Here is a 25466-nt window from a genome sequence, read left to right on the forward strand (position 1 = left end):
TGGCCGCACATTCACCTGCCAGGAGGGTAGCCGATGGAGGCTCTCGACGCATTGCTCAACCGTGTTTCCGTGCCACGCCTGACCGACCCGGCGCCCAATGCCGCCCAGCGCGAGGCGCTGTTCCAGGCTGCCCTGCGCGCCCCGGATCACGGCCAGCTGCGGCCGTGGCGTTTTCTTACCATCGAAGGCCAGGGCCGCGAGAAGCTGGGTGAGCTGTTCGCCGAAGCCGTGCAGCACAAGGGCGATGCCAGCCAGGCTGCACTGGACAAGGCCCGTGCGATGCCGCTGCGGGCGCCGTTGCTGATCGTGGTGGTGGCCAGGTTGCAGGACCACTTCAAGGTGCCCAAGTCCGAGCAGCGCCTGGCGGCGGGCTGTGCGGCGCACGGTATTCTGATTGCTGCGCACGCGCAGGGGATCGGCGCGGTGTGGCGTACCGGTGACATGGCCTTCGATGCCCATGTGCACAAGGGGTTGGGGTTGGCCGAGAACGAGGAGCTGATCGGCTACCTGTATGTCGGTACGCCGCTGACCGAGCCGCGGACGGCGCCGGTGCTGGAAACGGCTGATTTCGTTAGTAGCTGGGGTGAGTAACCTGGCCTTGGGCTGATTCATGCATCAAGGCATCCGGCCTCTTCGCGGGTGAACCCGCTCCTACAACAGCATCCACATCCCCTGTAGGAGCGGGTTTACCCGCGAAGAGGCCTGGCGCCTTTGCACCCCATCAACTGCCTGCCGCTCCAGCCAAGGGCAACTCCAGCCTGGCCACAAACCCACCCTGTGGATGATTCTCCAGCATCAGGCTACCGCCATGGCGCTCCGCTGCCTTGCGCGCAATCGCCAGCCCCAGGCCATGCCCCGGCGCTTCCTGCCCCGGCGCGCGGAAGAACGGCTCACCCAGTTGCGCCAGGTGCTCCTCTGCCGCCCCAGGCCCATGGTCACGCACGCTGATCACGATGCGGTCCTGCTCGCGCGCGGCGCTGACCTCGACCGGCTGGCCCGCCGGGTTGAAGCGCAGGGCATTGCGCAGCAGGTTGTCAACGGCACGCTCGATCAGCGTTGGCCAACCCTGCAAGCTCAAACCTGGCTGCGCCTCCAGGCGCACGTCCTGATCCGGCGCGCTCAGCAGGGCGTCCTTGCGCACGCTGCCGAGTAGGGCATTGAGGTCGACCGGTTCGGCATGGGCTTGTTCGGCATCCACCCGGGCCAGGGCGAGGATTTCGCTGATCAGGTCTTCCAGGCGGTCGCATTCGCGGGTCAGGCGCGGCCACAGCGCTTGCCGCTGCTCAGGCTCGGCGCGTTCGGCCAGGGCCAGGGCGATGCGCAGCCGGGCCAGTGGCGAGCGCAGTTCGTGGGACACGTCGCGTAGCAGCTGGCGCTGGCTGCCAATGGTGCTTTGCAGGCGTGCGCCCATCTTGTTGAAGTCCTTGGCCAGCACGCCAAACTCGTCGCGCCGCGCTGCCAGCCGTGCCAGGCTGTTCTGCTGATAGGTGGTCTGGCCCAGGTCGTGTACGGCACTGCGCAGGCGGCTTAGCGGGCGGGTAATGGACAGCGTCACCAGCAGGCTGAACAGGGTCAGCACGACCAAGGCAATGCCCAGTGCGCTGAGCGGCCAAAGCAGGCTCTCGCGGTGCCAGGCATCCAGCGCCGGGTGAGGGATGCGGTAGATCAGCAAGTAGGTTTCGCCGGTGTCGGGGCTGGTGTATTCCTCGGTCAGCCGGCGCCATGGCAAGCGCCGCTGGTCATTGTGCTGGCGCGCTTCGAGGGCTGCCGCACGGCGTGGGAAGGTACCGGGCACCACGGCTTCACCGCTATCGTCGAGCACCTGCACGTCGATCTTGTAGCGGTTCTTGCGTCGTTCCAGAAAGTGCTGGGCCGCCTCCAGGCCTTCCTGCTCGTAGTGCTTGGTCCACTTGCTGGCCAGGGTATTCAGGCCCGGGTGACGGCTGAGGATCCAGGCGTCCTGGTTGAGCATGTGCCCCAGCAGGATCGACAGGCCTGCGACCAGGGTGATGGCCAGCCAGAAACTGGCCAGGATGCGCCAGAACAGTGAACGCAAGTGCACCTCCTAAACGGGAAAAGCCCGGCCCGCAGTGATGCGGGCCGGGCATGGGGCGGACAGCTTACTGGGCCTTGGCGCCTTTTTCAGCTTTCCAGGCCTGGAACTCCTGCCACTCGGCTTTCTTGGCGGCGCGTTCTTTTTGCAGTTCGTCAAACTTCTTCTGCTGGTCAGCCGTGAGCAACTTGCGCACTGCGCTGTCGGTCTTGTCGCGGTTGGCTTGCAGTTCATCCTTCATGGCTTTCTGGTCGGTGGCCGGCAGCTTGGACAGGTAGCGCTCGGTAATGTCGCGGCGCTGCTGCATTTGCTCGCCCATCAGCTTGCCGATCTGCTGGCGCTGATCGCGGCTCAGGTCCAGTTGGTGGAAAGGCGCATCACCGCGATGATGCGGGCCGTCGTGGCGCGGGCCGCCATCTGGCATGGCCATGGCTACGGTCGGCAAAGCGGCAGCGAACATCAGGGCGATAAGGGTCTTGCGCATGGTGTCTCTCCTTTCATAGGCCGGTGATTACCGGATGAGCACAGTCTAGGGAGATCACCGTCAAGCGCAGTCAGGGGATGGTAAAGGCAAAGTAAAGATGATGGGTCGGTGCAGCCACGGCCTTGTGCCGCGCAAGGGGGGCGCACAGCGGCCCCGGTGTGTTTACAGGCAGTAGTAATAGCCACGGCTACGCAACGCCACTATGCGTGGCCGGCCATCGGCGTGGGGGCCGATCTTCTTGCGCAGGTTGCTGACATGCATGTCCAGGCTGCGGTCGTACAGGGTCAGCTTGCGGCCCAGGCCGATCTGCGCCAGTTCCTGTTTGTCCAGCGGCTCGCCGGGCTGGCGCAGCAGCGCTTCAAGAATACGGCTTTCGGACAGGGTCAGGGTCATTTCGCGGCCATCGATGCTGGCCACGCCCCGCGCAGGGCTGTAGACCAGGTCACCCAGTTCCATCTGGCTGGTCGTGGCGGTGGGGTGGCTGCGGCGCAGTACCGCGCGCAGGCGGGCAGTGAGCTCACGCGGGTCGCAGGGTTTGGCCAGGTAGTCGTCGGCGCCCAGTTCCAGGCCGAGAATGCGGTCCAGCGGCTCGCCGCGGGCTGAAAGCATCAGCACCGGCAGCTCGGCATGCTCGCTGCGCAGCTGCTTGAGAAGCTCCAGGCCGCTGCCGTCGGGCAACATCACATCCAGTACCACAGCAGCAGGGGCATGCTCGGCCAGGGCCAGGCGTGCGCTCTGCCCATCGTGGCAGGCACGCACGGAAAACCCTTCCTGGGTCAGCCAGCTGCCGAGCAGCTCGCACAGTTCCTGGTCATCATCAATCAGTAACAGCTCGCTCATGACTCACTCAATTCAACCATTGACGGCGGTGATTCGGCCCGCCAGTGGCAAAGATACCGCAGACTGATGGCCTGAGTATAACTGCTGGTGCCGCGTGGCCCTCTTCGCGGGTGATGGCACAGATCCGAAGGTTTGTGTAGCGAAGAAGGCCGTGCCGTCTCAGGTCAAGGCAGTACTTGCTTGAACGGCTTGACCACAACCTTGTCGTACACGCCGGCAGCGATGTACGGGTCGGCATCGGCCCAGGTCTGCGCCGCCGCCAGCGATTCGAATTCGGCAACGATCAGGCTACCGCTGAAACCCGCTTCGCCCGGGTCGTTGCTGTCGATGGCCGGGTGCGGGCCGGCCAACACCACGCGGCCTTCGGCCTTGAGCTGCTGCAGGCGTTCGATGTGCGCCGGGCGGGCGGCCAGGCGCTTTTCCAGGGAGTTTGCGACGTCGCTGGCGATAATGGCGTAGAGCATGTCAATCCTTGGGTTTGGAGGTAGAAGGGTCATCGTGCAGGTGGCGCGACAGGTACACGCCTTGCGCCACCAGGAAGATCACGGTCATGCCCAGGCTGCCGAACACCTTGAAGTCCACCCAGAAGTCCTGGAAGGTGAAGGCGACGAACAGGTTGGCCGCGCCGCAGAACAGGAAGAAAGCGATCCAGGCCAGATTCAGGCGCGTCCAGATGGCATCAGGCAGGGTCAGGGCGTGGCCCATGATGCGCTTGATCAGCACCCGATCGCCGATGAAGTGGCTGCCGGCAAAACCCAGGGCGAACAGCCAGTTCACGACGGGGGCTTTCCATTTGAGGAAGGTTTCGCTGTGAAAGGTCAGGGTCAGGCCACCGAACACCAGGCAGGCGATCAGCGTCAGCCACTGGCCCTTCTCCAGCTTGCGCTGGCGCAGGAACAGTGCGCCGTACACGACCAGCGAGCTGATGATCAGCATGGCCGTGGCGCTGTAGATGCCGCCAAATTCGAAGTGATGGCCGGCGACTTCCATGGGGCGCGGGTCGAGCTTGTAGACGATGAAGAACAGCAGCAGCGGGATGAAATCGATGAATTGTTTCACAATGGCAGCCAGAATCGGGATGTGACGGCATAATAACAAACATCGAATCCAGCGAAAGCGCTCCTCTATGAATGTTGATCTGCACTGTCACAGCACGGCCTCCGACGGCGCCCTGTCGCCTTCGGTACTGGTTGCCCGGGCTCATGAGCACGGGGTGCAAGCGCTGGCACTGACCGACCATGACACCCTCGAAGGCCTGCCCGAAGCGCGCCAGGCCTGCGTTGACCTGGGTATGCGCTGGGTCAGCGGGGTGGAGCTGTCCTGCACGTGGGGCGGCGCGACCATCCATGTGCTGGGTTATGACTTCCCACTCGACGCACCGCCACTGCTGGCGGCGATTCAAGCGCTGCACCACGGCCGCTGGCTGCGTGCCGAAGAAATCGACAGACGGCTGGCGGCCAAGGGCATGCCCGGCACGCTCGAAGGCGCGCGCGCCGTGCAGCACGAGTTGGGTGACAGCGGCAACGCCCCGGCGCGCCCGCATTTTGCCGAGTATCTGGTGCGGGCCGGGCACGTCAAGGACCGTGGTGAAGCGTTTCGCAAGTGGCTGGGCGCCGGCAAGCTGGGCGACGTCAAGCAGCACTGGCCGACGCTCGACGAAACCGTTGCCACGCTGAGGCAGTCCAATGCCTGGGTGAGCCTGGCGCATCCCATGCACTACGACCTGACCCGCAGCAAGCGCAGGCGGCTGATTGCCGACTATATTCAGGCAGGAGGGCAGGCGCTTGAAGTGGTCAACGGGATGATGCCTGCTGAGCAAGTGGGCACCATGTCCATCCTTGCCCGTGAGTTCGGCCTGCTGGCAAGCGCTGGCAGTGACTTCCACGGCCCCGGCACCTGGGGCGAGATCGGTGCCTATCGGCCTTTGCCCGAGGATCTGCCACCTTTGTGGCGTCGATTCAGCCATGAACAGCCTTTGGCGCTATGAACAGGACGATTACGTGAGCCAATTTTTCCAGATTCATCCGGAGAACCCACAAGCGCGCCTGATAAAACAGGCCGTCGAGATCATCCGCAAGGGGGGCGTGGTGGTGTATCCGACGGATTCGGCGTATGCGCTGGGTTGCCAGATAGGCGACAAGTCGGCAATCGAGCGGGTGCGGCGCCTGCGCGGGCTGGACAAGACGCACAACTTCACCCTGATGTGCTGCGACATGTCGCAACTGGGGTTGTACGCCAAGGTCGACACCGGCACCTTCCGCTTGCTGAAGGCGCATGTGCCGGGGCCTTACACCTTCATCCTCAACGGCACGCGTGAAGTGCCGCGCCTGCTGTTGCACGATAAGCGGCGTACCATCGGGCTGCGTGTACCGGACCATGCCATCACCCTGGCCTTGCTGGCCGAGTTGGGCGAGCCACTGATGAGCGTCAGCCTGATCCTGCCGGGCGACAGCGAGCCGATGACCGACCCTTACGAGATCCGTGAACGGCTGGAGCACCATGTTGACCTGGTGATCGATGGCGGGTTCGGCGACCTCAAGGCGTCGACCATCATCGACCTGTCCGGCGACGAACCGGAACTGATCCGCGAAGGTTGTGGCGACCCCACGCCATTCCTGGTCAACGCGTGAGCCAGCTGGAAGCGCCTGAGGCGCCGGCCGAACGGGTCGAGGAGCCTCGGCAACTGCAGTTGGCGCTGGTCTATGGTGAAGCCCTGACCGAGCTGCCGCTGGACCTGTACATTCCGCCGGACGCCCTTGAAGTCATCCTCGAAGCTTTCGAAGGCCCGCTGGACCTGTTGCTGTACCTGATCCGCAAGCAGAATATCGATATCCTCGACATCCCTGTGGCCGAGATCACCCGGCAGTACATGGGCTATGTGGAGCTGATGAAAAGCGTACGCCTTGAGCTGGCCGCCGAATACCTGGTGATGGCTGCCATGCTGGCCGAGATCAAGTCACGCATGCTGCTGCCGCGTTCCGCCGACGTCGAGGAGGAGGAGGGTGACCCACGCGCCGAACTGATCCGCCGCCTGCAGGAGTACGAGCGCTTCAAGGCTGCCGCCGAGGGCATCGACGAATTGCCACGGGTCGGGCGCGAGGTGGTGGTGCCGCGCCTGGAAGCGCCGCAGGCCAAGGTACGCAAGCTGTTGCCTCAGGTCAGCCTGGAAGAGCTGCTGATGTCCATGGCCGAGGTGATGCGCCGCAACGACCTGTTCGAAAGCCATCAGATCACCCGTGAGACCTTGTCCACCCGCGAGCGCATGAGCCAGGTGCTGGAGCGTCTCAAGGGCGGCGCCTTTGTGCCGTTCATCGCGCTGTTCGCTGCCGAGGAGGGCAAGCTGGGCGTGGTGGTGACCTTCATGGCCGTTCTCGAACTGGTGAAGGAATCGCTGATCGAACTTGTGCAGAATGAACCTTTCGCCGCCATTCACGTGCGGCTTCGCCCGGCGCCAGTTGAAGAACCCAATGAACCTGAATGAACCCCGCGACCTGGCGTCGCTGATCGAAGCCTTCTTGCTCGCTTCGGGCAAGCCGCAATCCCTGGAGCGCCTGTACGAGCTGTTCGAGGAAGCCGAGCGCCCCGAGCCCAAGGTGTTCAGGCTGGCCCTGGAGGTGCTGGGCAAGTCGTGCGATGGGCGTGCGTTCGAGCTCAAGGAGGTGGCCAGCGGCTATCGCCTGCAGATTCGCGAGGATTATGCCCCTTGGGTCGGGCGCCTGTGGGAAGAGCGCCCGCAGCGCTATTCGCGAGCGCTGCTTGAGACACTGGCCCTGATTGCCTACCGCCAGCCGATCACCCGTGGTGAAATCGAGGACGTGCGGGGCGTTGCGGTGAACAGCAATATCATCAAGACCATGATGGAGCGCGAGTGGATTCGCGTGGTCGGCTACCGCGAAGTGCCCGGGCGGCCGGCGATGTTCGCCACCACCAAGGCGTTTCTCGATCATTTCAACCTCAAGAGCCTTGAGGACCTGCCGGCCTTGGCCGAGCTGCGCGAAATGGAACCAGCGCCGCAACTTGACCCGGATGATGCGCCGGTGCCTGCGCACCTGCAGGCGTTGGCGGATGCCAGCCTTGGGGACGAGGAGGTTGGTGAGCCGAAAGAGGAGACCAGCTTCCGTAGCCTGTTGGTGGAGCTGGATGCCATGGAAGACGGTTTGAAAACCGATTTTGATGATCTGCGGGGAGAGGAGCCTGAGCCTCCGGTGGAGGAGGAGATCAAGGCTCAGCCCTGATTGATCTGCTGCCTGTGCTGGCCTCTTCGCGGGCAAGCCCGCTCCCACAGGGGTATCACAGGCCCCGAAGGTTGCGCGAACATGTAGGAGCGGGCGTGCCCGCGAAGAGGCCAGCACAAAGCCCACTGGGCAGAAAATCATGCCCAGCCCCACAAAACCCTCTACCCTCCAGTGCGTTCCCCTGATGAACCGCGTATGATGCGCGGCCTTTTGGCGCGTTCGTCGCCAGAAACCTGTTTTCATTCCTACACCGGGAGGTGCCCAGATGAGTGAGCAAGACCTGAAAGAAACCGAAATCACCCCGCCATCCGGCGAAAAGCTGCAGAAAGTGCTGGCGCGCATTGGCGTGGGCTCGCGGCGTGACGTCGAGGCCTGGATCAGCCAGGGTCGCATCAAGGTCAACGGCGTCGAGGCCACCCTTGGCCAGCGCGTCGACCTGCACGACGCCATCGCCGTCGACGGCAAGCTGATCAAGCGCGAGGAGGCCGCCGAGGCCACCCGCCGGGTGATCATGTACAACAAACCCGACGGCGAAATCTGCACCCGTGACGACCCGGAAGGGCGCCCGACCGTGTTCGACCGCTTGCCACGGCCAAAAGAAGGCCGCTGGATCAACATCGGCCGCCTCGACATCAACACCACTGGCTTGCTGCTGTTCACCACCGACGGTGAACTGGCCAACCGCCTGATGCACCCATCCTACGAGATGGACCGTGAGTACGCGGTACGTGTGCGTGGTGAAGTCGACGACGAGATGATCGAGCGCCTGAAAGCCGGCGTAATGCTGGAGGACGGCCCGGCCAAGTTCACCGATATCCAGAAGGCACCGGGTGGCGAAGGCTTCAACCACTGGTACCACTGCGTGGTGATGGAGGGTCGTAACCGTGAGGTGCGTCGCCTGTGGGAATCCCAGGGCATGGTGGTCAGCCGCCTGAAGCGTGTGCGTTTCGGCCCGGTGTTCCTCAATTCTGACCTGCCGATGGGCCGCTGGCGCGAAATGACCCAGGGCGAAATCGACATCCTCGCCGCCGAAGTGGGCCTGCAGCCGGTCGCGCTGCCAGCCATGAAGCTCAAGGCCAAGGACAAGATGGAGCGCCTGCAGCGCAAGTCGACCCGCCCGCTGGGCCGTGGCGAGCGCGTGCGCAACCTGCGCCCGGCCCACGAAGGTGCCGCTACTGGCGAACGCCCGGCGCGTCAGCCGCGTGAAGAAGCGCCGCGCAAACCCACCCGTGGCAGCACGGTGGCTGAGCGCCCGAGCGAGATGCGCAAGCGTCCGGGCAAACCTGATGGCGACAAGCCGGCAGGCCGTGGTCGCGGCAAGCCGCGTGGCTAATAAGCCAGTGTGGTCATCAAGGAACCAGCCTTCGGGCTGGTTTTTTTATGCCTGCGGGAATGTGGACCAAGCCCAAGATATTGAACAAAAAGAATTTTTCGGACGACTGGCAAGTTCTTGAACCGCCTTGTAAAGAAATCTGTACGAATGTGGCCGTTTTCAGTCCGCATTTCAGATCAAGCCCGATCTTGTAAACAAACCTTGCCGGCGCCCCTGTGCCAAAGCCGTCGCCATGGCGCCAGCCACCCTTGCCCAAACCCCCGTCCCCACGGTGTTATAGCCGCCATTGCCTTGTGCAGGAGCCCGTCCAGAGAGCCGGGCTGACAAAACAACAAATGGAGGCGCCATGTACGCCGATCACTTCGCCTTTGAAGGCCTGTACCACAGGAACGCTGCGTTTTTTCCCGAGGAAACGATGCAACGCGTTGACGCCTGCGCGTTTGCAGGGGTATACAGTGCGCCGCGTTTTACCTGTGACCCTCTTGCGTACCGCGCACTCTTGATCACGCCTGGTTGACCCGCTCCGGCGGCACCTGAGGTCAAGAAACCCAAGGTAACCACCTTGCCCATTCCGCTGCGCCACGAGCGCGGTGGGTCCGATTCCGTCACAGATAAAAACAATGCAGGTGACTTCGTTCATGAGTGGACAAAACATGCATTCAGGCGAGCTAAAGCGGGGCCTGAAGAACCGCCATATCCAGTTGATCGCCCTCGGCGGTGCGATTGGTACCGGCCTGTTCCTCGGCTCGGCAGGCGTGATGAAATCCGCCGGCCCGTCGATGATCCTTGGCTACGCGATCTGCGGCTTCATCGCCTTCATGATCATGCGCCAGCTGGGTGAAATGATCGTCGAAGAGCCGGTGGCCGGCTCGTTCAGCCATTTCGCCCACACCTACTGGGGTGGGTTCGCCGGCTTCCTGTCGGGCTGGAACTGCTGGGTGCTGTATATCCTGGTGGGGATGTCGGAGCTTTCGGCGGTCGGCAAGTATGTTCACTACTGGTGGCCGGAGATCCCCACCTGGGTCACGGCGGCAGCCTTCTTCGTGCTGATCAACGCCATCAACCTGATGAACGTGAAGTTCTTCGGTGAAGCCGAATTCTGGTTCGCCATCATCAAAGTGGTCGCCATCGTCAGCATGATCGGCCTGGGTGCCTACCTGCTGACCAGCGGCAGCGGCGGCCCTGAAGCCACCGTGGCCAACCTGTGGACACACGGCGGCTTCTTCCCCAACGGCGTCAGCGGGCTGGTAATGGCCTTGGCTTTCATCATGTTTTCCTTTGGTGGCCTGGAAATGCTCGGCTTCACCGCCGCCGAGGCCGACAAGCCAAAGACCGTGATCCCCAAAGCGATCAACCAGGTCATCTACCGCATCCTGATTTTCTATGTCGGTGCGTTGGTGGTGCTGCTGTCGCTGACCCCGTGGGACAACCTGGTCGCCAGCATCGACGCCTCGGGTGGCAGCTACGGCAGCAGCCCGTTCGTGCAAGTGTTCTCGCTGCTGGGCAGTGACGTGGCTGCCAACCTGCTGAACTTCGTGGTGCTGACTGCGGCGCTGTCGGTGTACAACAGCGGCACCTACTGCAACGCCCGCATGCTGCTGGGTATGGCCGAGCAGGGCGATGCCCCGGCGTCGCTGGCCAAGGTCGACAAGCGGGGCGTGCCAGTGCGTTCGATCCTGGTGTCGGCTGCCGTGACCTTCGTCGCCGTGCTGCTGAACTACCTGATGCCGCAAAACGCGCTGGAACTGCTGATGTCGCTGGTCGTGGCCACCCTGGTGATCAACTGGGCGATGATCAGCTACTCGCACCTGAAGTTCCGTCAGCACCTCGACCGTACCGGCCAGAAACCGCTGTTCAAGGCGCTGTGGTACCCGTACGGCAACTATGTGGTGCTGGCTTTCGTGGTGCTGATTCTGGGCATCATGCTGATGATCCCGGGTATCCAGGTGTCGGTGTATGCAATCCCGGTGTGGCTGCTTGCAATGTTGGTGGTGTACATGGTCAAGTCGCGTCGCCAGGTGAATGCGGGCGGTGCTGTTGAGACTGTGGCCAAGTAAGGCGCCATAGGCGGTATGTGAAAACCCGGAGTCAGGTGACTGGCTTCGGGTTTTTTGTTTCACGATGACTCCAGCCCGGTAGTTCGCTGGACTGCGACGTAGCCCGATACAGCAGGTTTATCAATAGCTTACGCGCTTCCATCATATGCCGGTGCTTTCTGAAACTTGACCCGGTTCTCCCTCGCGCCGCTCCTATCTGGCTCCTGGAATCCGGGTCGTTCCAAGGAGTCATCATGGCAAAGATCAAGCTCACCAAGACCGCCGTAGAGTCGGCGCAACCCCAGGCGAAGGACATCGAACTACGGGATACCGTCGTGCCCGGCTTCCTTTGCAAGATTACCTCGACGGGACGCCGGGTGTTCATGCTCCAGTACCGCACGAACTCTGGCCAGCCCCGCAAGCCCTCGCTGGGACTCTACGGGGAGCTAACCGTCGAACAGGCGCGGGTCAAAGCGCAGGACTGGCTGGCCGAGGTTCGCCGGGGTGGTGATCCCGGCGGTGCCAAGGCCGAGGCGCGCAAGGCGCCCACGATGGCCGAGTTGTGCAAAAAGTTCATGGAGGACTACTCCAAGAAGCGCAACAAGGTCAGCACGCAGGACGGCTACCAGGGCGTCATCGACCGCAACATCATCCCGCTGCTGGGCCGCAAGAAGGTGCATGACGTGAAGCGGCCCGACATTGCGGGGCTCATGGAAAAGCTGGCCTACAAGCCGACCGAGGCCAACAAGACCTTCGGCGTGCTGCGCAAGATGTTCAACTTGGCCGAAGTCTGGGGCTTCCGCCCGGACGGCACGAATCCGTGCCGCCACGTCCCGATGTACCCGCCGGGCAAGGAAACCCGGCTCATCGTGGACGAGGAAATGGTGCGGATCTTCCGCCAGTTGGAGAAACTGGAGGCGGAGGGGCTGGAGAACTACGTCATCCCGTTGGCGATCCGGCTGCAATTCGAGTTTGCGGCGCGGCGCTCCGAAATCTGCCCGCTCGAATGGAGCTGGCTGGACTTCGAGAACCGGCGCGTGGTGTGGCCCGACAGCAAGGTTGGCGGCATTTCCAAGCCCATGAGCGAGGAAGCCTATCGGCTGCTTTCGACGGCGCCGCGTCTGGAAGGCTGCCCTTACGTCCTGCCGTCGCCGAACGACCCGGCCAAGCACCTGACCTTTGGCGAGCACTATGGCGGCTGGTGCCGGACGCTCAAGGCCGCCAGCGTGCCGCACGTAGGCACGCACGGCATCCGTCATCGCTCGACCACCGACATTGCCAATTCCGGTGTGCCGACCAAAGTGGGAATGAAGCTGACGGGCCACAAGACCGTGGCGATGTTCATGCACTACGTCCACACCGAGGACAAGCCGGTGCGCGAGGCGGCCGAGCTGGTGGCCAGCCGCCGCCAAGCCATCACGGGCGCGCGGCAGCTTGCGGAGGCGGTGGCATGAACGGGCGCCGGCCATCAGCAGCATCGCTCGCAGCGCCCGCGGCGCTGCTGGGCGACATTCGGGCACTGATCGAGGCGGCGCGCTTGCGCGCCGCCTCGACGGTGAATAGCGAGCTTACGATGCTCTACTGGCGCATCGGCCAACGCATCCACACGCAGGTCTTGGACAGGCGCCGGGGCGCCTACGGCAAGGAAGTTCTGCCCACCTTGGCTGCGCAGTTGGTGGAGGAGTACGGCAGCAGCTTTGCAGAGCAGAACTTGCGCCGCATGGTGCAGTTCGCCGCCACCTTCCCCGACGAGCGAATTCTCGTATCACTGATACGAGAATTGAGCTGGACGCACTTCATCGCCCTGATGCCGCTGAAAGACCCGCTCCAGCGGGACTACTACGCACAGATGGCCAGCACCCAACGCTGGAGCGTGCGGACGCTGCGCGAGCGTATCGACTCGATGCTGTACGAGCGCACGGCGCTTTCCCAAAAGCCGGAAGAAACCATAGCGCAGGAGTTGGCGACCCTGCGCGATGCGCAGCGCATGTCGCCGGCCCTGGTCATGCGCGACCCGTACATCCTCGACTTCCTGGGCCTGCGGGACACTTGGCAGGAAGGCGACTTGGAAGCGGCGATCATCCGTGAAATGGAGTCCTTCCTGCTGGAGCTGGGCGCGGGCTTCTCATTCGTCGCCCGGCAGAAGCGCATTCCGATCGACGACGAGGATTTCCACCTTGACCTTCTGTTCTACAACCGCAAGCTGCGGCGGCTGGTTGCGGTGGAGTTGAAGGTAGGTGACTTCAAGGCGGCCTACAAAGGGCAGATGGAGCTTTACCTTCGGTGGCTAGACAAGCACGAACGGGAGCCGGAGGAAGCCTCGCCGCTCGGGATCATCCTTTGCACCGGCAAGAAGCGCGAGCAGATCGAATTGCTGGAGCTGGACAAGTCCGGCATCCACGTTGCCGAGTATCTGACCGCCTTGCCGCCGAGGGGCGTGCTGGTGGAGCGGCTGCAACAGGCAACGCAACGGGCGCAGTTGCAAATCGAGCAGCGCAAGACGGACAACGAGTAGTCCTGTCCCAAGCAGTCGGGCGTCCCGGCGTGCCGCCGTCGCGCTGTCGTGCTGCGCATCGAGCTTCGCTGCGCGAGTCTCGCCCCTGTCGGGCTTCCATCACTGACGCCTCCGTCCCGGCTCGTTGATCCGGGCCTGCGCGCTCCGCTTGCCAAAAATCGACTCTGTGCAGTGGGCGGGTGTGGGCGGTCTTGCTGTTCCCTTCACCGTATCACGGCGTTCTCGCCGTCAAGGGCGGCGCGCGCCATGCGCGCTTGCGTCCTGGCGGCCGTCTGCGACCCCTGACTGCTTGCGCTGCGCCGTGCTGCCGCCGGTTCCGGGCAATTCCGCCCGAGCAACCGGAGCACGATCATGTCGCAACTGTCCTTTCCCTCGTTCGATTCCTGTCTGCTGGTGCGCGACGCGCACGGGCGCTATCTACCGGCATCGGCCGACGACATTCTGGAAGCTGCGCGCCAGGTCATTGACCGGAAAATGCGGCGCGGAGCAGAGTTCACTTCGCCGGCGGCGGTCAAGGAATACTTGCGTACAAAGTTGGCCAGCTTCGAGCATGAGGTGTTCGTAGTGCTGTTCATGGATACGCGCCATCGTCTGATCGAATACAGGGAGATGTTCCACGGCACTATTGACGGTGCGTCGGTGTATCCGCGCGAAGTGGTCAAGGAGGCGCTGCGGCTCAATGCGGCGGCGGTCGTCGTTTCGCACAACCATCCGAGCGGAAACCCCGAGCCGAGCGCGGCTGACCGGGCGCTGACCCAGCGGCTCAAGGAAGCGTTGGGTCTGGTGGACGTGCGCGTGCTCGATCACATCATCGTTGCGGGCAACGAAACGGCATCGTTCGCCGAGCATGGGCTGATCTAGCCCAAGGGGCTTCGGCCCCTTTTTGCTGCGCCTGGTGGCATAGCTATGGCCCTCGCGGCCTGATGCTCAGGCCGTCGCAACCTGAATCATCTCGTCGTAATGTTTCTTGTCCACCTCTTCCAGCCACTGGAAGATGTTCCCGATGACGCTGTGGCTTTCGCCTGCCAAGTTTTCTGCGGATTCCTCTGTTATCTCAATAACGTCGCTATGTGAATACTTATTGATAAAGCGGTAGATTTTTTCTTTAAGCTCTGGTGTCGTGATGGTGCAATCTTTTAGGCCAGCCTCCATCAATTGACTAATGTCGCTTCGACGCCTTGGATATTTGAAGGTGAAAAACGATTCAACAAGCTTTCGGGCGAGGTTGGCGGTCAAGAACGCCTCATCTCGATTGAGTGTTGTGTGCGCCCTATATTCGTAGAGCTTCTTGAAGATATAGTGGTACTCGGAACCGTAGTTCTTGAGTGAGTCGTCGGCATCCACAAGTAGGGAGTGACGAGGGGAGCCAGGTGGCGCATCCAGGCGATAAAAGAAGCAATTCTCGGCGTTGCCTTTTTTGACTCGATTCCTATTGGTGCCAGTGAACCAGTCTCTCACTAGCTTAAAGTAAGTGAAGTTGTGAGTCAGCACAAAAAGTTGCTTGGCTTCAGTGCATTGCGTTCTCAAAAACGAGTAGGCGTGAAACAAGTGATTAGAATCAAAGCTTGAGACCGGATCGTCAACGACGACGATCGTATCCTTGATGTTATTTCCATTTTCTTTGAGCTTCGTGATGAAATAGACAAATGCAATCGCAGTTTTCTCACCTTCGCTCAAATTCCCATCGTGCTCACCAACCCCGTTTCTGATGATCTCATAGCCTTTCTTCTTCTGATTGAAGTTCAGGCAAAGCTCAGAGCGGCCAATGAAGCGATGCAGGATGTCATTGAACTCCTTTGCCCCGACCGTTTCATTCGAGAGCGCCGCTTCTATGGCTCCGACCTCTAGACTAATTTTTTCAATTTCCTTATGGTCGTTCTTTGCTTCTGACTCAAGGTCATTGCACTTCTTCTCACTTCCAGCATAGTCAAACTCTTGCACCTCAGCCGCAGCAAAGTGAAGCTCCAGTGCCACCTTGCTTTTTGAGGTCTCAGATTTGAAATTTGAAGTCTTATTGTTGTGCTTTCCAACGAGAGCAACAATCGATTTCAGGATGTCATTGAAATTGGTGACATCGTCTTCAACCACATCCGAGATCTGAATGTCTGTCTTCCCAGGGTCTGTGATCTTGGCCTTCAGGGCTTCCCGCCAGGCGTCGATTTGCTGGTCGATCTTTTCAGCAGCAGTTGCGTAGTCCTTTTGAAGCTTCTCTGCCTCGGCCGATAGTTCTTTATAAAACTCGGTCGATGCGGGAAACTGATTAGCTGGAGCGCCTTGAGATTCAATCCATGTCGCCGCGTTCTGAAGTCGGCTCTGAAACTCCGTGAACTCCTTGCTGAAGTGGGCAGCAAGCGCCTCGGCACGAAGCTGGGCGAACGGAGAGCCGCAGAACTCGCAGGATTGCGAGTCGTGGTTTTTATGGATTTCCAAGCCTGCTTGAACCCATTCGCGGATTTCCGGGTTATCGGTCAGCCGCTGGATTGCTTGATTGACCGCCGTAGTCCCAATCAAATCTCTGATGCGGCCCGCCGCTTTCTTAAAGTAGTCCGGCTCAATGGCCGTTGAGGCGAAAGCAATGCTTGGAAGCTGATCTGGCTTGGCGGCATTCGTAAGGTCGATAACCCTCTCATCTGGAAGAACCGACTCCGCCTTGATAATTGTCTCGCCGTTATTCTGTATGAAGTTGAAGAGCTTGCGGCGGTCGTAATTCAAGTAATAACTGTCGCTCGTATCAATCGCCTGAAGTCCAAGCTTCATTTTCTTGGCAGCATTGGTCAGGAACTTCTCTAATGCCTCACGCTGCTTCTTGATATCGCTTTGCTTGTCGTCGTGAGCCTTCTTTTTCGACTGAAGCTCGCTCTTCAGCTTCTCCAGCTTCTGCAAGTCATCAATCTTCTCTTTCGCAATAAGAAGGATGCTCTTTACGGATTTGTCCCAATCAATGTTCTCATGCACGAAGCGTTGATTGAAAACATGAATATTCAATTGGGATGAGTGGAGTGTGGATTCCGTGATCGTTGAGCCATCCTCCAGAACTACTGAAAATTGGCCCGTGCTGAAGCGGGGAACCATCGAGCGAAGCTCAAAGCAAGAGAATAGATTCGATAACGTTGACTTGCCTGTTCCATTCCAACCATAGACCAGGTTGTACCGGCCGAACTTTTGGATCTTCGTTCCATTGAAGTCGCTGAAGATTCCGAACTGTTTGAGGCGGTTGATGCAGACAATCATCTCTATATCTCCGTGTTCTTGCTTTCCCATCATTTGCTTGCGAAACAAATGGTAAACGAAGAGTCCTCTTGCGTCTCCGCTTCGCGGATCGCGCTGCTCCAGGTTCGCTAGTCGCTCATCCCTGGCGGGACTGGCTTCGCCAGCCTTCCGCATCGCTGACGCCTACGGCCCGGCTTCCAGCTTCGGGCCTGCGCGCTTCGCTTGCGTGCGGTCAGCACAAAGGGATGGCCGTTGCCTTGTCCAGCCGTCTCCCCTGACTTCATCACCTTACCCGCGACCGTAGCCCGCGACCGTGTGCCGTCAAGGCGCGCAGGGCCGTGTCCTCGGCTGCGCCTGCGGGCCGCACCAACCCTGCGCTTGGCTCCTTGACGGCCCCCGTCCGCGCGCTCCTTTGGGCGCGGGCGATGAACTCAGGAAAGACGGTGGCAACAGGGCCAACCGGGTTCCTCGTGCCGACCGCACCAAACAGCCGAAAGGCTGGGCTCCGAATCTAGAAATCCGGTGTGCGGTGTGAACAGCAAACCTCTTTTGTCAGGAGAAAGACCATGCAACTCGCATCCCGTTTCGCTTTCCGCTCCCCCTCGCTGCGCAGCGATTACCCGCTGTCCGACGACCAGATTCACCGCGTGGCCCCGTCCATCTTCGCGGATGCCCCGCACGAGAGCCGTTCGCAGCGGTACGCCTATATCCCCACCGCCGCCGTGCTGACCGAGCTTCGCAAAGAAGGCTTCCAGCCTTTCATGGTGACGCAAACCCGCGTGCGCGACGAAGGCAAGCGCGAGCACACCAAACACATGATTCGCTTGCGCCATGCCAGCCAGATCAACGGCGCGGAGGCCAACGAAATCGTGCTGCTGAACTCGCACGACGGCACCAGCAGCTATCAGATGCTGGCCGGAATGTTCCGGTTCGTGTGCAGCAATGGCCTTGTCTGCGGCAACACCGTGGCCGATGTGCGAGTGCCCCATAAAGGCGACGTGGCCGGTCTGGTCATTGAGGGGGCTTACGAAGTCTTGAGCGGTTTCGATCGGGTGAAGGAATCGCGCGATGCCATGCGCGGCATCACCTTGGACGATGGCGAATCCGAAGTGTTCGCCCGCGCCGCGCTCGCCCTCAAGTACGACGACCCCGACAAGCCCGCGCCCATCACGGAATCGCAAATCCTGATGCCGCGCCGCTTCGACGACCGCCGCCCCGACCTGTGGAGCGTGTTCAACCGCACCCAAGAAAACCTGACCCAAGGCGGGCTGCGTGGCCGCAGCGCCAACGGGCGCCGACAGCAAACCCGCCCGGTGCAGGGCATCGACCAAAACATCCGACTAAATCGCGCCCTCTGGCTGCTGGCCGATGGCATGCGCCAGTTGAAAGCCTGAATCCCCACGCGGCAGGGGCAGGCAGCAGCCCTTGTCGCTTTCTTCGCTGCTGCATCCCTGAACCGATAGGAGTTATCACCATGAACGCCGTTACCCAAACCGAAGCCCGCGCCATCAACACCGCCGCCGCTATCCCGCTGGAAGCCGCTGATCCGACCAAGAACCTGATTCTGGTTCCGCTGTCGCGGCTGGTGTCGCGTCCCACTGGCCGCAACGTGCGCAAGACCCCGCGCATGTCCATTCCCGAACTCGCCGCCAGCATCCAGCGTGTCGGCCTGCTGCAAAACCTCATCGTGATTGCCGCCGCCGATGGCGAGCATTACGAGGTCGTGGCCGGTGACCGTCGCCTCGCAGCGTTGAAGCTGCTGGCGAAAAAGCACCGCATTAGCAAGGAATGGGAGGTGCCTTGCCTGCTGGTGGCCGATGGCACCGCCCGCACGGCCAGCCTCACCGAGAACGTGCAGCGCGAAGCCATGCACCCCGCCGACCAGTTCGAGGCGTTCGCCGCGCTCGTGGCCGAAGGCCGCAGCATCGAGGACATTGCAGCGGATTTCAGCGTCACGCCGCTGGTGGTGCAGCGCCGTCTGAAACTCGCCAACGTGTCGCCGCGCCTGCTGGCCGACTACCGGGCCGAGGCCGTGAGCCTTGACCAGTTGATGGCCCTCGCCATCACCGACGACCATGCTGCGCAGGAAGCCGCGTTCTACGATGCGCCCACATGGCAGCGCGGCCCGCACAACCTGCGCGACCGCCTGACCGAACGCGAAATCGACGCCTACCGGCATCCGCTGGTGCGCTTTGTCGGGCTGGACGGCTACGAGCAGGAAGGCGGTGGCATCCGCCGCGACCTGTTCGCGGAGGGCGACAAAGGCGTGTATCTGACCGATGCCGCACTGCTGGAACGGCTGGCGCAGGACAAGCTGGCAGGTATCGCCGCCAAGGTGCAGGCCGAGGGCTGGGCGTGGGTGGATGCCACGCCGGGCATGACCCATGCCGATCTGCAAGCCTTCCAGCGTGCGCCAAGGGAACGCCGCAGTCCGAACAAGCGCGACGCGCAGCGCATCGAGAAGCTGCAAACCAAGCTGCACGAACTGGCCGAGGCGGTGGATGCCGCGCTGGACGACGAGGACGAGGAAAAGGCCGATGCCTTGCAGGAAGAAGGCGAACGCCTGGGCGAGCAGTTGCAGGCGCTGGAAGATGGCTTGCTGGACTATGCGGCCAACGTGAAGGCCGCAGCCGGTGCCATTGTCACCATCGACCGCGACGGGCAGGCCGCGATTCATCGCGGGCTGCTGCGCGAAGCGGAGGCCAAGGCACTGCGCACGCTGGAGCGGCTGCGGCAGGGTTTCGGCAGCGAAGGCGAAGCCGCGAACGAGGACGCAGGCGAGGACGACGAGCAGCCCAAGACCGCCGCCATGTCTGACCGACTGGCGCAGCGGTTGAGCGCGCACCGTACCGCTGCGCTGCAAATCGAAGTTGCACGGCATCCGCAAGCAGCGCTGGCCGCCGTGGTGCATGGCATGGTGCAGACCGTCTTGCAGGAAAGGCACTACGGGCACGACCTGCCGCTGGGTGTGCGCCTCACGGTGCAAGACCGGCTGGAAGGCATGGCCCCGGACTGGCCGGAATCACCCGCCGCCGTGGCGCTGCGCGAACTGCAACAGGTGGCAGGCGAAACCTTGCCGGAGGACAGCGCCGAACTGTTCGCCGCGCTGCTGGCGAAATCACAGGATGAACTGGTGCGGCTGTTGGCCGTGTGCTTAGCTTCCACGGTGGACGTGGTGACGCCTCGCGCCACGCCGCACCAGCCCGGCGCGGAACTGGCGCAGGCCGTGGGGCTGGATATGGCCGCGTGGTGGCAGCCCACCAATGAGGGTTACTTCCGGCATGTGCCGAAGGCCGCGATTCTGGAAGCCTTTGGCGGGTTCGCGCCCTCGCACGTCACCCGACTGGCGAAGTTGAAGAAGGGCGACATTGCCAGCGAAGCCGAACGGCTGGCCGCTGGCACCGGCTGGATGCCCGCCATCTTCCGCTCCGAAGGCCCGCAGCAGACCGGGCAGGACGCGCCGGCGGATGGCGAAGCCGAAGCACAGGAAGAAGTGGCCGCCGTGGCGGATGACCAGCCGCAGGCCGAGGCTTTGGCCGCGTGACTTCGCACCGTAGATAGCGCCCCGGTTCCGGCCGGGGCGCTTCATGTTGAGGATGCCTGCCATGACCCACCAACCCGCAAACCGCCCCCGCATAGCTGCGACCTATGCCTCCGGCACGGTGCGCGCCCGCCGCTGGCACGGCGACGGCGACGTGCGCGGCTACCGTCCGCCGCGTGGCTGGACGGCCCGCGCCGACCTGACCGATCTGCATCCCCTCACGGGCCGCGCCTTGCCGCGCGCCGTGTGGTGGATCATCGAAACCAAGGAATAACGAGCCGCACCGGCCCCAAGCCGTGCCGCCTTGGGGCCGGTGGTCGAAAACTCCGGGCGCGGCGGTGGCCGCGCCCGGTTTCACTGCTCAAAGCCAAAACGCCCCATCGCCGCCTTCGGACAGGCGGCGATGGGGCCACGCACAAGGGCGCTCGTGCGCGAAATCCACGAAGCCAGCAAGTGTGGCGGCGCATCGCGCCGCCAACGATTCGACCGAGCCCCGCCGCAATGGGCGGGGCTGGTGTGGCTACGCCCCGGCTTGCTGCGGCAGGTTGCACGAAAGCGTGCCGTCCCCGACGCTGGCGGTTCGTTGTCTGTACGTCACGAAAGACGGTTCACCGACACGCCGCCCAGCCTCGCTTCTATGGAGCTTCCACACCACGCCTCAGTATGTGGCCGTGAGCTGCGGCAGGGGCGCTCTGGCCTTGTCGTCGGGGCATTGACCTGGCCCGCGTCAGGGCGCAAGCCGGTGCAGCCGTCACGCGGGGATGCCGAGTTGGCCACGTCTCCATTCGGGAGCGGGCGGCCTGTGCGTCCTTGTCTTGTTGTGAATCCTGGCGGTGGCGCGGCTGCGCCTTGTGCTTGATGGCCGCAACCTTGCAGCGAAAACAATTTCCCCTGCGCTGCGCGCATTCCTCGCGGGACAAATTCTTTTCGCTTCCAGGTTCTCCACGTTGTTGCGACCGCTGTGCGGTGCGACCAGCCCATCCCCCGCCGGCCGGATCACAACAAGGACGCACTGGCGCGACCTTGTTCAACCCGAAAGGAGAAACATCATGGCTAACATCGGCACCTTCACCGCAGAGAAAGACGGCTTCACCGGCACGCTTCGCACCCTGACGCTCAACGTCAAGGTCAAGCTGGTTCCCAACGACAAGGGCGACACCGAGAACGCCCCCGACTTCCACCTGCAAGCGGCTGGCCACGAAGTCGGCGCAGCGTGGAAGAAGACCAGCGAGGCCGGGCGGGAATACCTGTCCGTATCCATCGACGACCCTTCGTTCCCGGCGACGGTCTATGCCCGCCTGATCGAGAACGAGGACGGCACGCACGACCTGATCTGGTCGCGCAACAAGCCGAAGGCGGCCTGACAGCCGCTTACCGCGTCCCGCCCACTGCGGCGGGGCGCGATGCTGCTGATCGCAGCACCGCACGCGCAGGATTTCTGCTGCTGCCGCGTGCTGGATACGCCCGTCACGGCGGGCCTGCATGCGTGCCTTGTGGCTCGCAATCCGTGTCAACGAGCGGTGTGTGGCGTGTCGGCGCTGTAAGCGCCGCCGGGCTTTCGGGCTTCGCCCCGTGCCGGCAAGCCGTCACGGCCATCCGGCTTCAATCCCTCACGCCTTCGCGCCTGCGGCGCTGCGCGCTCCGCTTGCTGCAATTCAGTACCACACGCCAACGCGCTAAGGCGTGTCGGGCTCTTCCAATATCGCCCTGAGTTCCTGGCGCACCTGTGCCAGCAATTCATCAGCTTCGCGGGTGCTGTCACCGGCATAAGCCAATGTGAGCAGCGTGAGCGGATGCACTTCCATGACCTCGCACAGATCGGCCAGCTTCTGGATGGTTGGGCTTTTCAGGTCGCGCTCCAGCGTGCTCATGTAGGTGCGACTGGACACGTTGGAGAACGCTTCCTGGCTCAAACCACGCGCCTTCCTTACCGTCCGAATCGCCGCTGCCAATGAGTTCTTCGCTGCCACCTATGGTTTCCCCAAAAAACCAAGATGACAGCCCATTGCGCCCTATAGGACTACAATCTATAGTGTTCATTTGGTGGTGATGTTTTCCTTTTCCGTGCTTTTACGGAGATCCGCATCTGCGGATTTCCTCAGACCCAGGGAACCGCATCCGTGTCTTTCCTGACTTCCACCAATACGCCTTCGTGCCTCTCCGCTTTTGCGGCTTCGTGCGCTTGCGCATACGTGCATCCGTCCGCAGGCACAGATGCGCCTCGGCGATTGCGTGTGTTCGTGGAAGGGGCGCGGCCTTGACCACGCTTGTCACCGAGGAAGACCGGGTGCACCTACTGGCCCACGGCCTCACCCGCGCCGCAGGCCAGGAATGTGACCCGCTGCCCGTGGTGCGCCTGTTCACACCGGACGCACATGCGACCTGGCTATTGGCCGCGCTCGATCCGACCGATGGCGATACGGCCTACGGCCTGATCGACCTCGGGATCGGGATGCCTGCCCTGGCGACGGTGAAGCTGTCCGATCTGGCGTCCATCGTCGGGCCGCTCAAGCAGCCCGTGATACGAGATCGGTATTTCCAGCCGACGCGGCCGCTGTCGGAATACGTTCGACTGGCTCAGGAAAACGGTTCGATCACCGATTGACGCATTCCAGCGCGACCAGGCAAAAAGTATCGCATTGTGACTATTTCGGTCTTAGCCAAGACCTGGCAAGTCTTGATCCGCATGCTTGCACCAGGGTGGTGCGCTCCTGACCAAAACAGTCATGATGCCAGGCGCGAGATTCGGCACGGTGTTCAATGCTGCACCCCATTTCCGGGCGGTGCAGTCGTCGCATTTAGACGATTTCGGCAATGCACTGGAGCGAATCTGTCTTGACACCAGCAGTTAAAGCGTAACCCGAGTTTGATGACCACTTGATGGCGATTCGATAGCTCCCGCACAGCGGAATTGTGGCGACGTTCCCAGAAACAGGGAGGTTTCGCCATGACTGACCGCAGCAGCCAACACTGGTATCCCACGGCCGCGTATCTCTACACGCTGCACCTCGATGGCCCAGCGCTGGCTTGGGAGTATTTGCGCAGGAATCCAAGCTACCGGCGCGACTGGCTACGCCGGCGTCGCAAGCCTGATGCGGCGCAGGCCTGGGGCCTGCGCCTGCTGGAAGATCCCGGCCTGGATGCGCGCGACGCACATCCTGCTTGGTTCCCCGATCACGATGCCGTGGTGCAGCTATACCCCGACGCCGACCCACCACCCGATGCGCATACCTTCGAGTTCTGGCGCATTCCTGGGCGCAAGCAACTGACCCACGACGGCAAGCGCCTGGTGCTCGTATCGCATTGGCCAGGCTGCTGCGTTCGGCTGGCACTCGCACCCGACCTGGAAGATGGTTCGGCCTATCTCTACGCCACACGCGCCTGCGCCACGCCCTGTGCGCGCTACCGCACGCTCGCTGCGAAGCTGGATGCGCTATCTGCCGCAACCGTGGCCACGCCTGTGGCAACAGCCCGCTCCCGCCCCACGCCCGCCGCGCTGCTGGAACTGCATACCTTGCAAGCGCTCGACGCGACCCTCGCGGGAGCCTCCTTGCGCGAGGTGGGCGAAGGTCTGTTCGGCGCGGATGCCGTCGCGGCCGACTGGCACAAAGACAGTGCATTGCGTGCCCGCGTACGGCGGCTGGTACGCCGCGGCGATGAGCTGATGCACGGCGGCTACCGCCGACTAGCGCAGCTTCCAATGTTCCCGTCGCATTAGGGGGGACGTTTCTCGACCCGTGCGAATCGTCCCTTAGCAAGAAGCCTTGCTTTCTTGAGAGTGCCTCTATCCGGCCGCGTGGTGTGGCCGGGCTTGATGGAGGTACATCCCATGCGACCTGCTCCCTCGCGGCCTGCCGCCGCTGCCGTCACTGCGACCTCGCAGCCTCAACGCTACCTGACAAACGACGAAGCCGCCGACTACCTGCGGCTGTCGCCGCGCACGCTGGAGAAGCAGCGGGTGATCGGCGGCGGCCCCAAGTTCCGCAAGTTCGGCCGCCGCGTCATGTACGCGGTGTCCGACCTCGATGCCTGGGCCGACCAGCGCAGCTACGAGGCCACGTCCGATCCCGAATACGCCGAGCGCCACGCGGGCGACTACCGTGATGGCCGCTGATCGTCGGCGCGTGGGTGGCCTTCGCCATGTCCAGCCCGCCAGGGCAAGCCTTGCCGCAGCGCGAACAGCTCGATCTGTTCCGCGCGCTGCCGGGCGACATGGCGCCACGCGATTCCCAGGACTTGATGGCCTTTCCGTTCTTCTCGCTTGCCAAGTCGCGGCGCACGGCGCCGATCGACTTCCGCAGCGGGAACGTCACCATTCGCGTGGAAGGCACGCAGGAGCACGGCATCGCAACGATATGGGATGCCGACGTGCTGATATGGGCCGCCTCGCAGATCGTGGAGGCGCGCGACGCGGGCCTGCGCCCGTCGCGCTGGATACGCGCCACGCCTTACGAGATTTTGCGCTTCATCGGGCGCGGCACGTCCCTCAACGACTACCAGCGCCTGAAGGCCGCCCTCGACCGGCTGCAATCGACCACGGTGGCCACGTCCATCCGCGAAACCACGGGAAGGCGCTTGCATCGCTTCTCGTGGATCAACGAGTGGAAGGAACTCGCCGACGCCAGCGGCACCCCGCTGGGCATCGAGCTGATCTTGCCGGACTGGTTCTATGCCGGCGTGCTCGACGCCGCCCTGGTGCTGACCATCGACCCGGCCTATTTCCGCTTGAAGGGCGGTATCGAACGCTGGCTGTACCGCCTGGTGCGCAAGCATGGCGGGCGGCAGGAGCACGGCTGGCAATTCGACTTCCGACACCTGTACCGCAAATCCGGCAGCGCGGCCCGCTTCTCGGACTTCGCCTACGACGTGCGCGCCCTGGTGGCGCGGCAGTCGTTGCCCGGCTACGTCCTCGGCATCGAGCGGATGCCGGACGACAACACCGAGCTGCTGACCTTCCGGCCCGTGCCGCACGCGGCACGGGGATAACTGCGGGAGAACCTGTGGACGGCCTCGTGCTATCAGGAGTACCGGGTATCGTGCTATCAGGAGTACGACCCTCGTGCTATCAGGAGTACGAAAACGCCGGAAAGCCAACAACGGCGCGGGTTTGCGTTCCCTCTAACTTACCTAACAAGAAATACATAACTTTTAGTAGAAGCGCGCCGTTTCGGTGGACAACCACGAAACGGCACGGCCAGGCCGGCTTTCCAGCTCGGAGG

General features: G+C 62.5%; 25 protein-coding genes. 18 read left to right on the forward strand and 7 right to left on the reverse strand.

The genetic code is table 11. The features are described 5' to 3' along the window. The first annotated feature begins 33 nt into the window (after nucleotides 1-33). The gene (locus tag LU682_RS07505; protein ID WP_010955191.1) at nucleotides 34-591 is read left to right on the forward strand and encodes an NAD(P)H nitroreductase; all 558 of its coding nucleotides are present in this window, start codon (nucleotides 34-36) and stop codon (nucleotides 589-591) included. Nucleotides 592-721: 130 nt separating this feature from the next. Here LU682_RS07505 and LU682_RS07510 read toward each other — a convergent pair whose 3' ends face one another. From LU682_RS07510 to LU682_RS07530, 5 genes are all read right to left on the reverse strand, one after another. Further along, entirely contained in the window at nucleotides 722-2062 is a 1341-nt protein-coding gene (locus LU682_RS07510; protein ID WP_010955190.1) for a sensor histidine kinase, read from the reverse strand. Nucleotides 2063-2120: 58 nt separating this feature from the next. Further along, on the reverse strand, nucleotides 2121-2537 hold the full coding sequence (locus LU682_RS07515) for a Spy/CpxP family protein refolding chaperone (RefSeq protein WP_010955189.1): 417 nt from the start codon (nucleotides 2535-2537) through the stop codon (nucleotides 2121-2123). 162 nt (nucleotides 2538-2699) lie between these two features. After that, the gene (locus tag LU682_RS07520; protein WP_003254551.1) at nucleotides 2700-3377 is read right to left on the reverse strand and encodes a response regulator transcription factor; all 678 of its coding nucleotides are present in this window, start codon (nucleotides 3375-3377) and stop codon (nucleotides 2700-2702) included. 164 nt (nucleotides 3378-3541) lie between these two features. After that, entirely contained in the window at nucleotides 3542-3841 is a 300-nt protein-coding gene (locus tag LU682_RS07525) for a YciI family protein (protein ID WP_003254549.1), read from the reverse strand. A gap of 1 nt (nucleotide 3842) precedes the next feature. Further along, nucleotides 3843-4436, reverse strand: a complete 594-nt coding sequence (locus tag LU682_RS07530; RefSeq protein WP_010955188.1) for a septation protein A — start codon at nucleotides 4434-4436, stop codon at nucleotides 3843-3845. Nucleotides 4437-4503: 67 nt separating this feature from the next. Here LU682_RS07530 and LU682_RS07535 point away from each other — a divergent pair, with 67 nt between their 5' ends. The 9 genes from LU682_RS07535 (at nucleotide 4504) to radC (ending at nucleotide 14357) form a co-directional block, all read left to right on the forward strand. Further along, the gene (locus tag LU682_RS07535; RefSeq protein ID WP_010955187.1) at nucleotides 4504-5364 is read left to right on the forward strand and encodes a PHP domain-containing protein; all 861 of its coding nucleotides are present in this window, start codon (nucleotides 4504-4506) and stop codon (nucleotides 5362-5364) included. Between the two features lie 13 nt (nucleotides 5365-5377). Then, nucleotides 5378-6007 carry an L-threonylcarbamoyladenylate synthase gene (locus LU682_RS07540; RefSeq protein ID WP_014590089.1) on the forward strand — a complete coding sequence of 210 codons (630 nt, stop codon included), beginning with the start codon at nucleotides 5378-5380 and terminating at the stop codon, nucleotides 6005-6007. After that, nucleotides 6004-6858 (forward strand): segregation and condensation protein A, encoded by an 855-nt coding sequence (locus tag LU682_RS07545; RefSeq protein ID WP_020192616.1) that lies wholly within the window; start codon nucleotides 6004-6006, stop codon nucleotides 6856-6858. The genes LU682_RS07540 and LU682_RS07545 overlap by 4 nt, the downstream gene beginning before the upstream one ends. Continuing rightward, nucleotides 6845-7612, forward strand: coding sequence for an SMC-Scp complex subunit ScpB (gene scpB / locus LU682_RS07550; RefSeq protein WP_049587023.1), 768 nt, complete (start codon nucleotides 6845-6847; stop codon nucleotides 7610-7612). The genes LU682_RS07545 and scpB overlap by 14 nt, the downstream gene beginning before the upstream one ends. Before the next feature lie 265 nt (nucleotides 7613-7877). Next, nucleotides 7878-8945: a 23S rRNA pseudouridine(2605) synthase RluB gene (gene rluB / locus LU682_RS07555; RefSeq protein WP_003254539.1), complete on the forward strand. Its 1068-nt coding sequence runs from the start codon at nucleotides 7878-7880 to the stop codon at nucleotides 8943-8945. Nucleotides 8946-9583: 638 nt separating this feature from the next. Next, entirely contained in the window at nucleotides 9584-11002 is a 1419-nt protein-coding gene (locus LU682_RS07560; protein ID WP_010955183.1) for an amino acid permease, read from the forward strand. A 233-nt stretch (nucleotides 11003-11235) separates the two neighbouring features. Continuing rightward, the gene (locus LU682_RS07565; RefSeq protein ID WP_001062689.1) at nucleotides 11236-12435 is read left to right on the forward strand and encodes a tyrosine-type recombinase/integrase; all 1200 of its coding nucleotides are present in this window, start codon (nucleotides 11236-11238) and stop codon (nucleotides 12433-12435) included. Continuing rightward, complete coding sequence (locus LU682_RS07570) at nucleotides 12432-13496, forward strand: PDDEXK nuclease domain-containing protein (protein ID WP_003092331.1); 1065 nt, start codon at nucleotides 12432-12434, stop codon at nucleotides 13494-13496. The genes LU682_RS07565 and LU682_RS07570 overlap by 4 nt, the downstream gene beginning before the upstream one ends. Nucleotides 13497-13847: 351 nt before the next feature. Continuing rightward, nucleotides 13848-14357, forward strand: a complete 510-nt coding sequence (radC, locus tag LU682_RS07575) for a RadC family protein (protein ID WP_003092330.1) — start codon at nucleotides 13848-13850, stop codon at nucleotides 14355-14357. A 66-nt stretch (nucleotides 14358-14423) separates the two neighbouring features. On the opposite strand, the gene LU682_RS07580 is transcribed toward radC, so the two are convergent. Then, complete coding sequence (locus LU682_RS07580) at nucleotides 14424-16727, reverse strand: ATP-binding protein (protein ID WP_006379607.1); 2304 nt, start codon at nucleotides 16725-16727, stop codon at nucleotides 14424-14426. 545 nt (nucleotides 16728-17272) lie between these two features. On the opposite strand from LU682_RS07580, the gene LU682_RS07585 reads away from it, so the two are divergent. The 4 genes from LU682_RS07585 (at nucleotide 17273) to LU682_RS07600 (ending at nucleotide 21611) form a co-directional block, all read left to right on the forward strand. Beyond that, nucleotides 17273-18100: a DUF932 domain-containing protein gene (locus LU682_RS07585; protein WP_003092327.1), complete on the forward strand. Its 828-nt coding sequence runs from the start codon at nucleotides 17273-17275 to the stop codon at nucleotides 18098-18100. A gap of 80 nt (nucleotides 18101-18180) precedes the next feature. Next, nucleotides 18181-20250 carry a ParB/RepB/Spo0J family partition protein gene (locus LU682_RS07590; protein WP_232885721.1) on the forward strand — a complete coding sequence of 690 codons (2070 nt, stop codon included), beginning with the start codon at nucleotides 18181-18183 and terminating at the stop codon, nucleotides 20248-20250. A gap of 61 nt (nucleotides 20251-20311) precedes the next feature. Next, the gene (locus LU682_RS07595; RefSeq protein WP_022580212.1) at nucleotides 20312-20521 is read left to right on the forward strand and encodes a hypothetical protein; all 210 of its coding nucleotides are present in this window, start codon (nucleotides 20312-20314) and stop codon (nucleotides 20519-20521) included. Between the two features lie 775 nt (nucleotides 20522-21296). Further along, nucleotides 21297-21611 carry a DUF736 domain-containing protein gene (locus LU682_RS07600; protein WP_001273857.1) on the forward strand — a complete coding sequence of 105 codons (315 nt, stop codon included), beginning with the start codon at nucleotides 21297-21299 and terminating at the stop codon, nucleotides 21609-21611. Between the two features lie 312 nt (nucleotides 21612-21923). Here the strand turns inward: LU682_RS07600 and LU682_RS07605 are convergent, their stop codons facing one another. Next, the gene (locus tag LU682_RS07605; protein ID WP_006379425.1) at nucleotides 21924-22217 is read right to left on the reverse strand and encodes a helix-turn-helix domain-containing protein; all 294 of its coding nucleotides are present in this window, start codon (nucleotides 22215-22217) and stop codon (nucleotides 21924-21926) included. A 287-nt stretch (nucleotides 22218-22504) separates the two neighbouring features. Here LU682_RS07605 and LU682_RS07610 point away from each other — a divergent pair, with 287 nt between their 5' ends. From LU682_RS07610 to LU682_RS07625, 4 genes are all read left to right on the forward strand, one after another. Then, entirely contained in the window at nucleotides 22505-22852 is a 348-nt protein-coding gene (locus LU682_RS07610; protein ID WP_016487838.1) for a DUF2958 domain-containing protein, read from the forward strand. 342 nt (nucleotides 22853-23194) lie between these two features. Beyond that, a complete protein-coding gene (locus tag LU682_RS07615; RefSeq protein ID WP_003092318.1) occupies nucleotides 23195-23965 on the forward strand; it encodes a DUF2285 domain-containing protein in 771 nt (256 codons plus the stop codon). 111 nt (nucleotides 23966-24076) lie between these two features. After that, nucleotides 24077-24361 carry a helix-turn-helix transcriptional regulator gene (locus tag LU682_RS07620; RefSeq protein WP_001247107.1) on the forward strand — a complete coding sequence of 95 codons (285 nt, stop codon included), beginning with the start codon at nucleotides 24077-24079 and terminating at the stop codon, nucleotides 24359-24361. A 26-nt stretch (nucleotides 24362-24387) separates the two neighbouring features. Beyond that, on the forward strand, nucleotides 24388-25233 hold the full coding sequence (locus LU682_RS07625; protein ID WP_022652188.1) for a replication initiator protein A: 846 nt from the start codon (nucleotides 24388-24390) through the stop codon (nucleotides 25231-25233). Nucleotides 25234-25466: the final 233 nt, after the last annotated feature.

It is taken from the genome of Pseudomonas alloputida, assembly GCF_021283545.2.
Classification (GTDB): Bacteria; Pseudomonadota; Gammaproteobacteria; order Pseudomonadales; family Pseudomonadaceae; genus Aquipseudomonas; species Aquipseudomonas alloputida.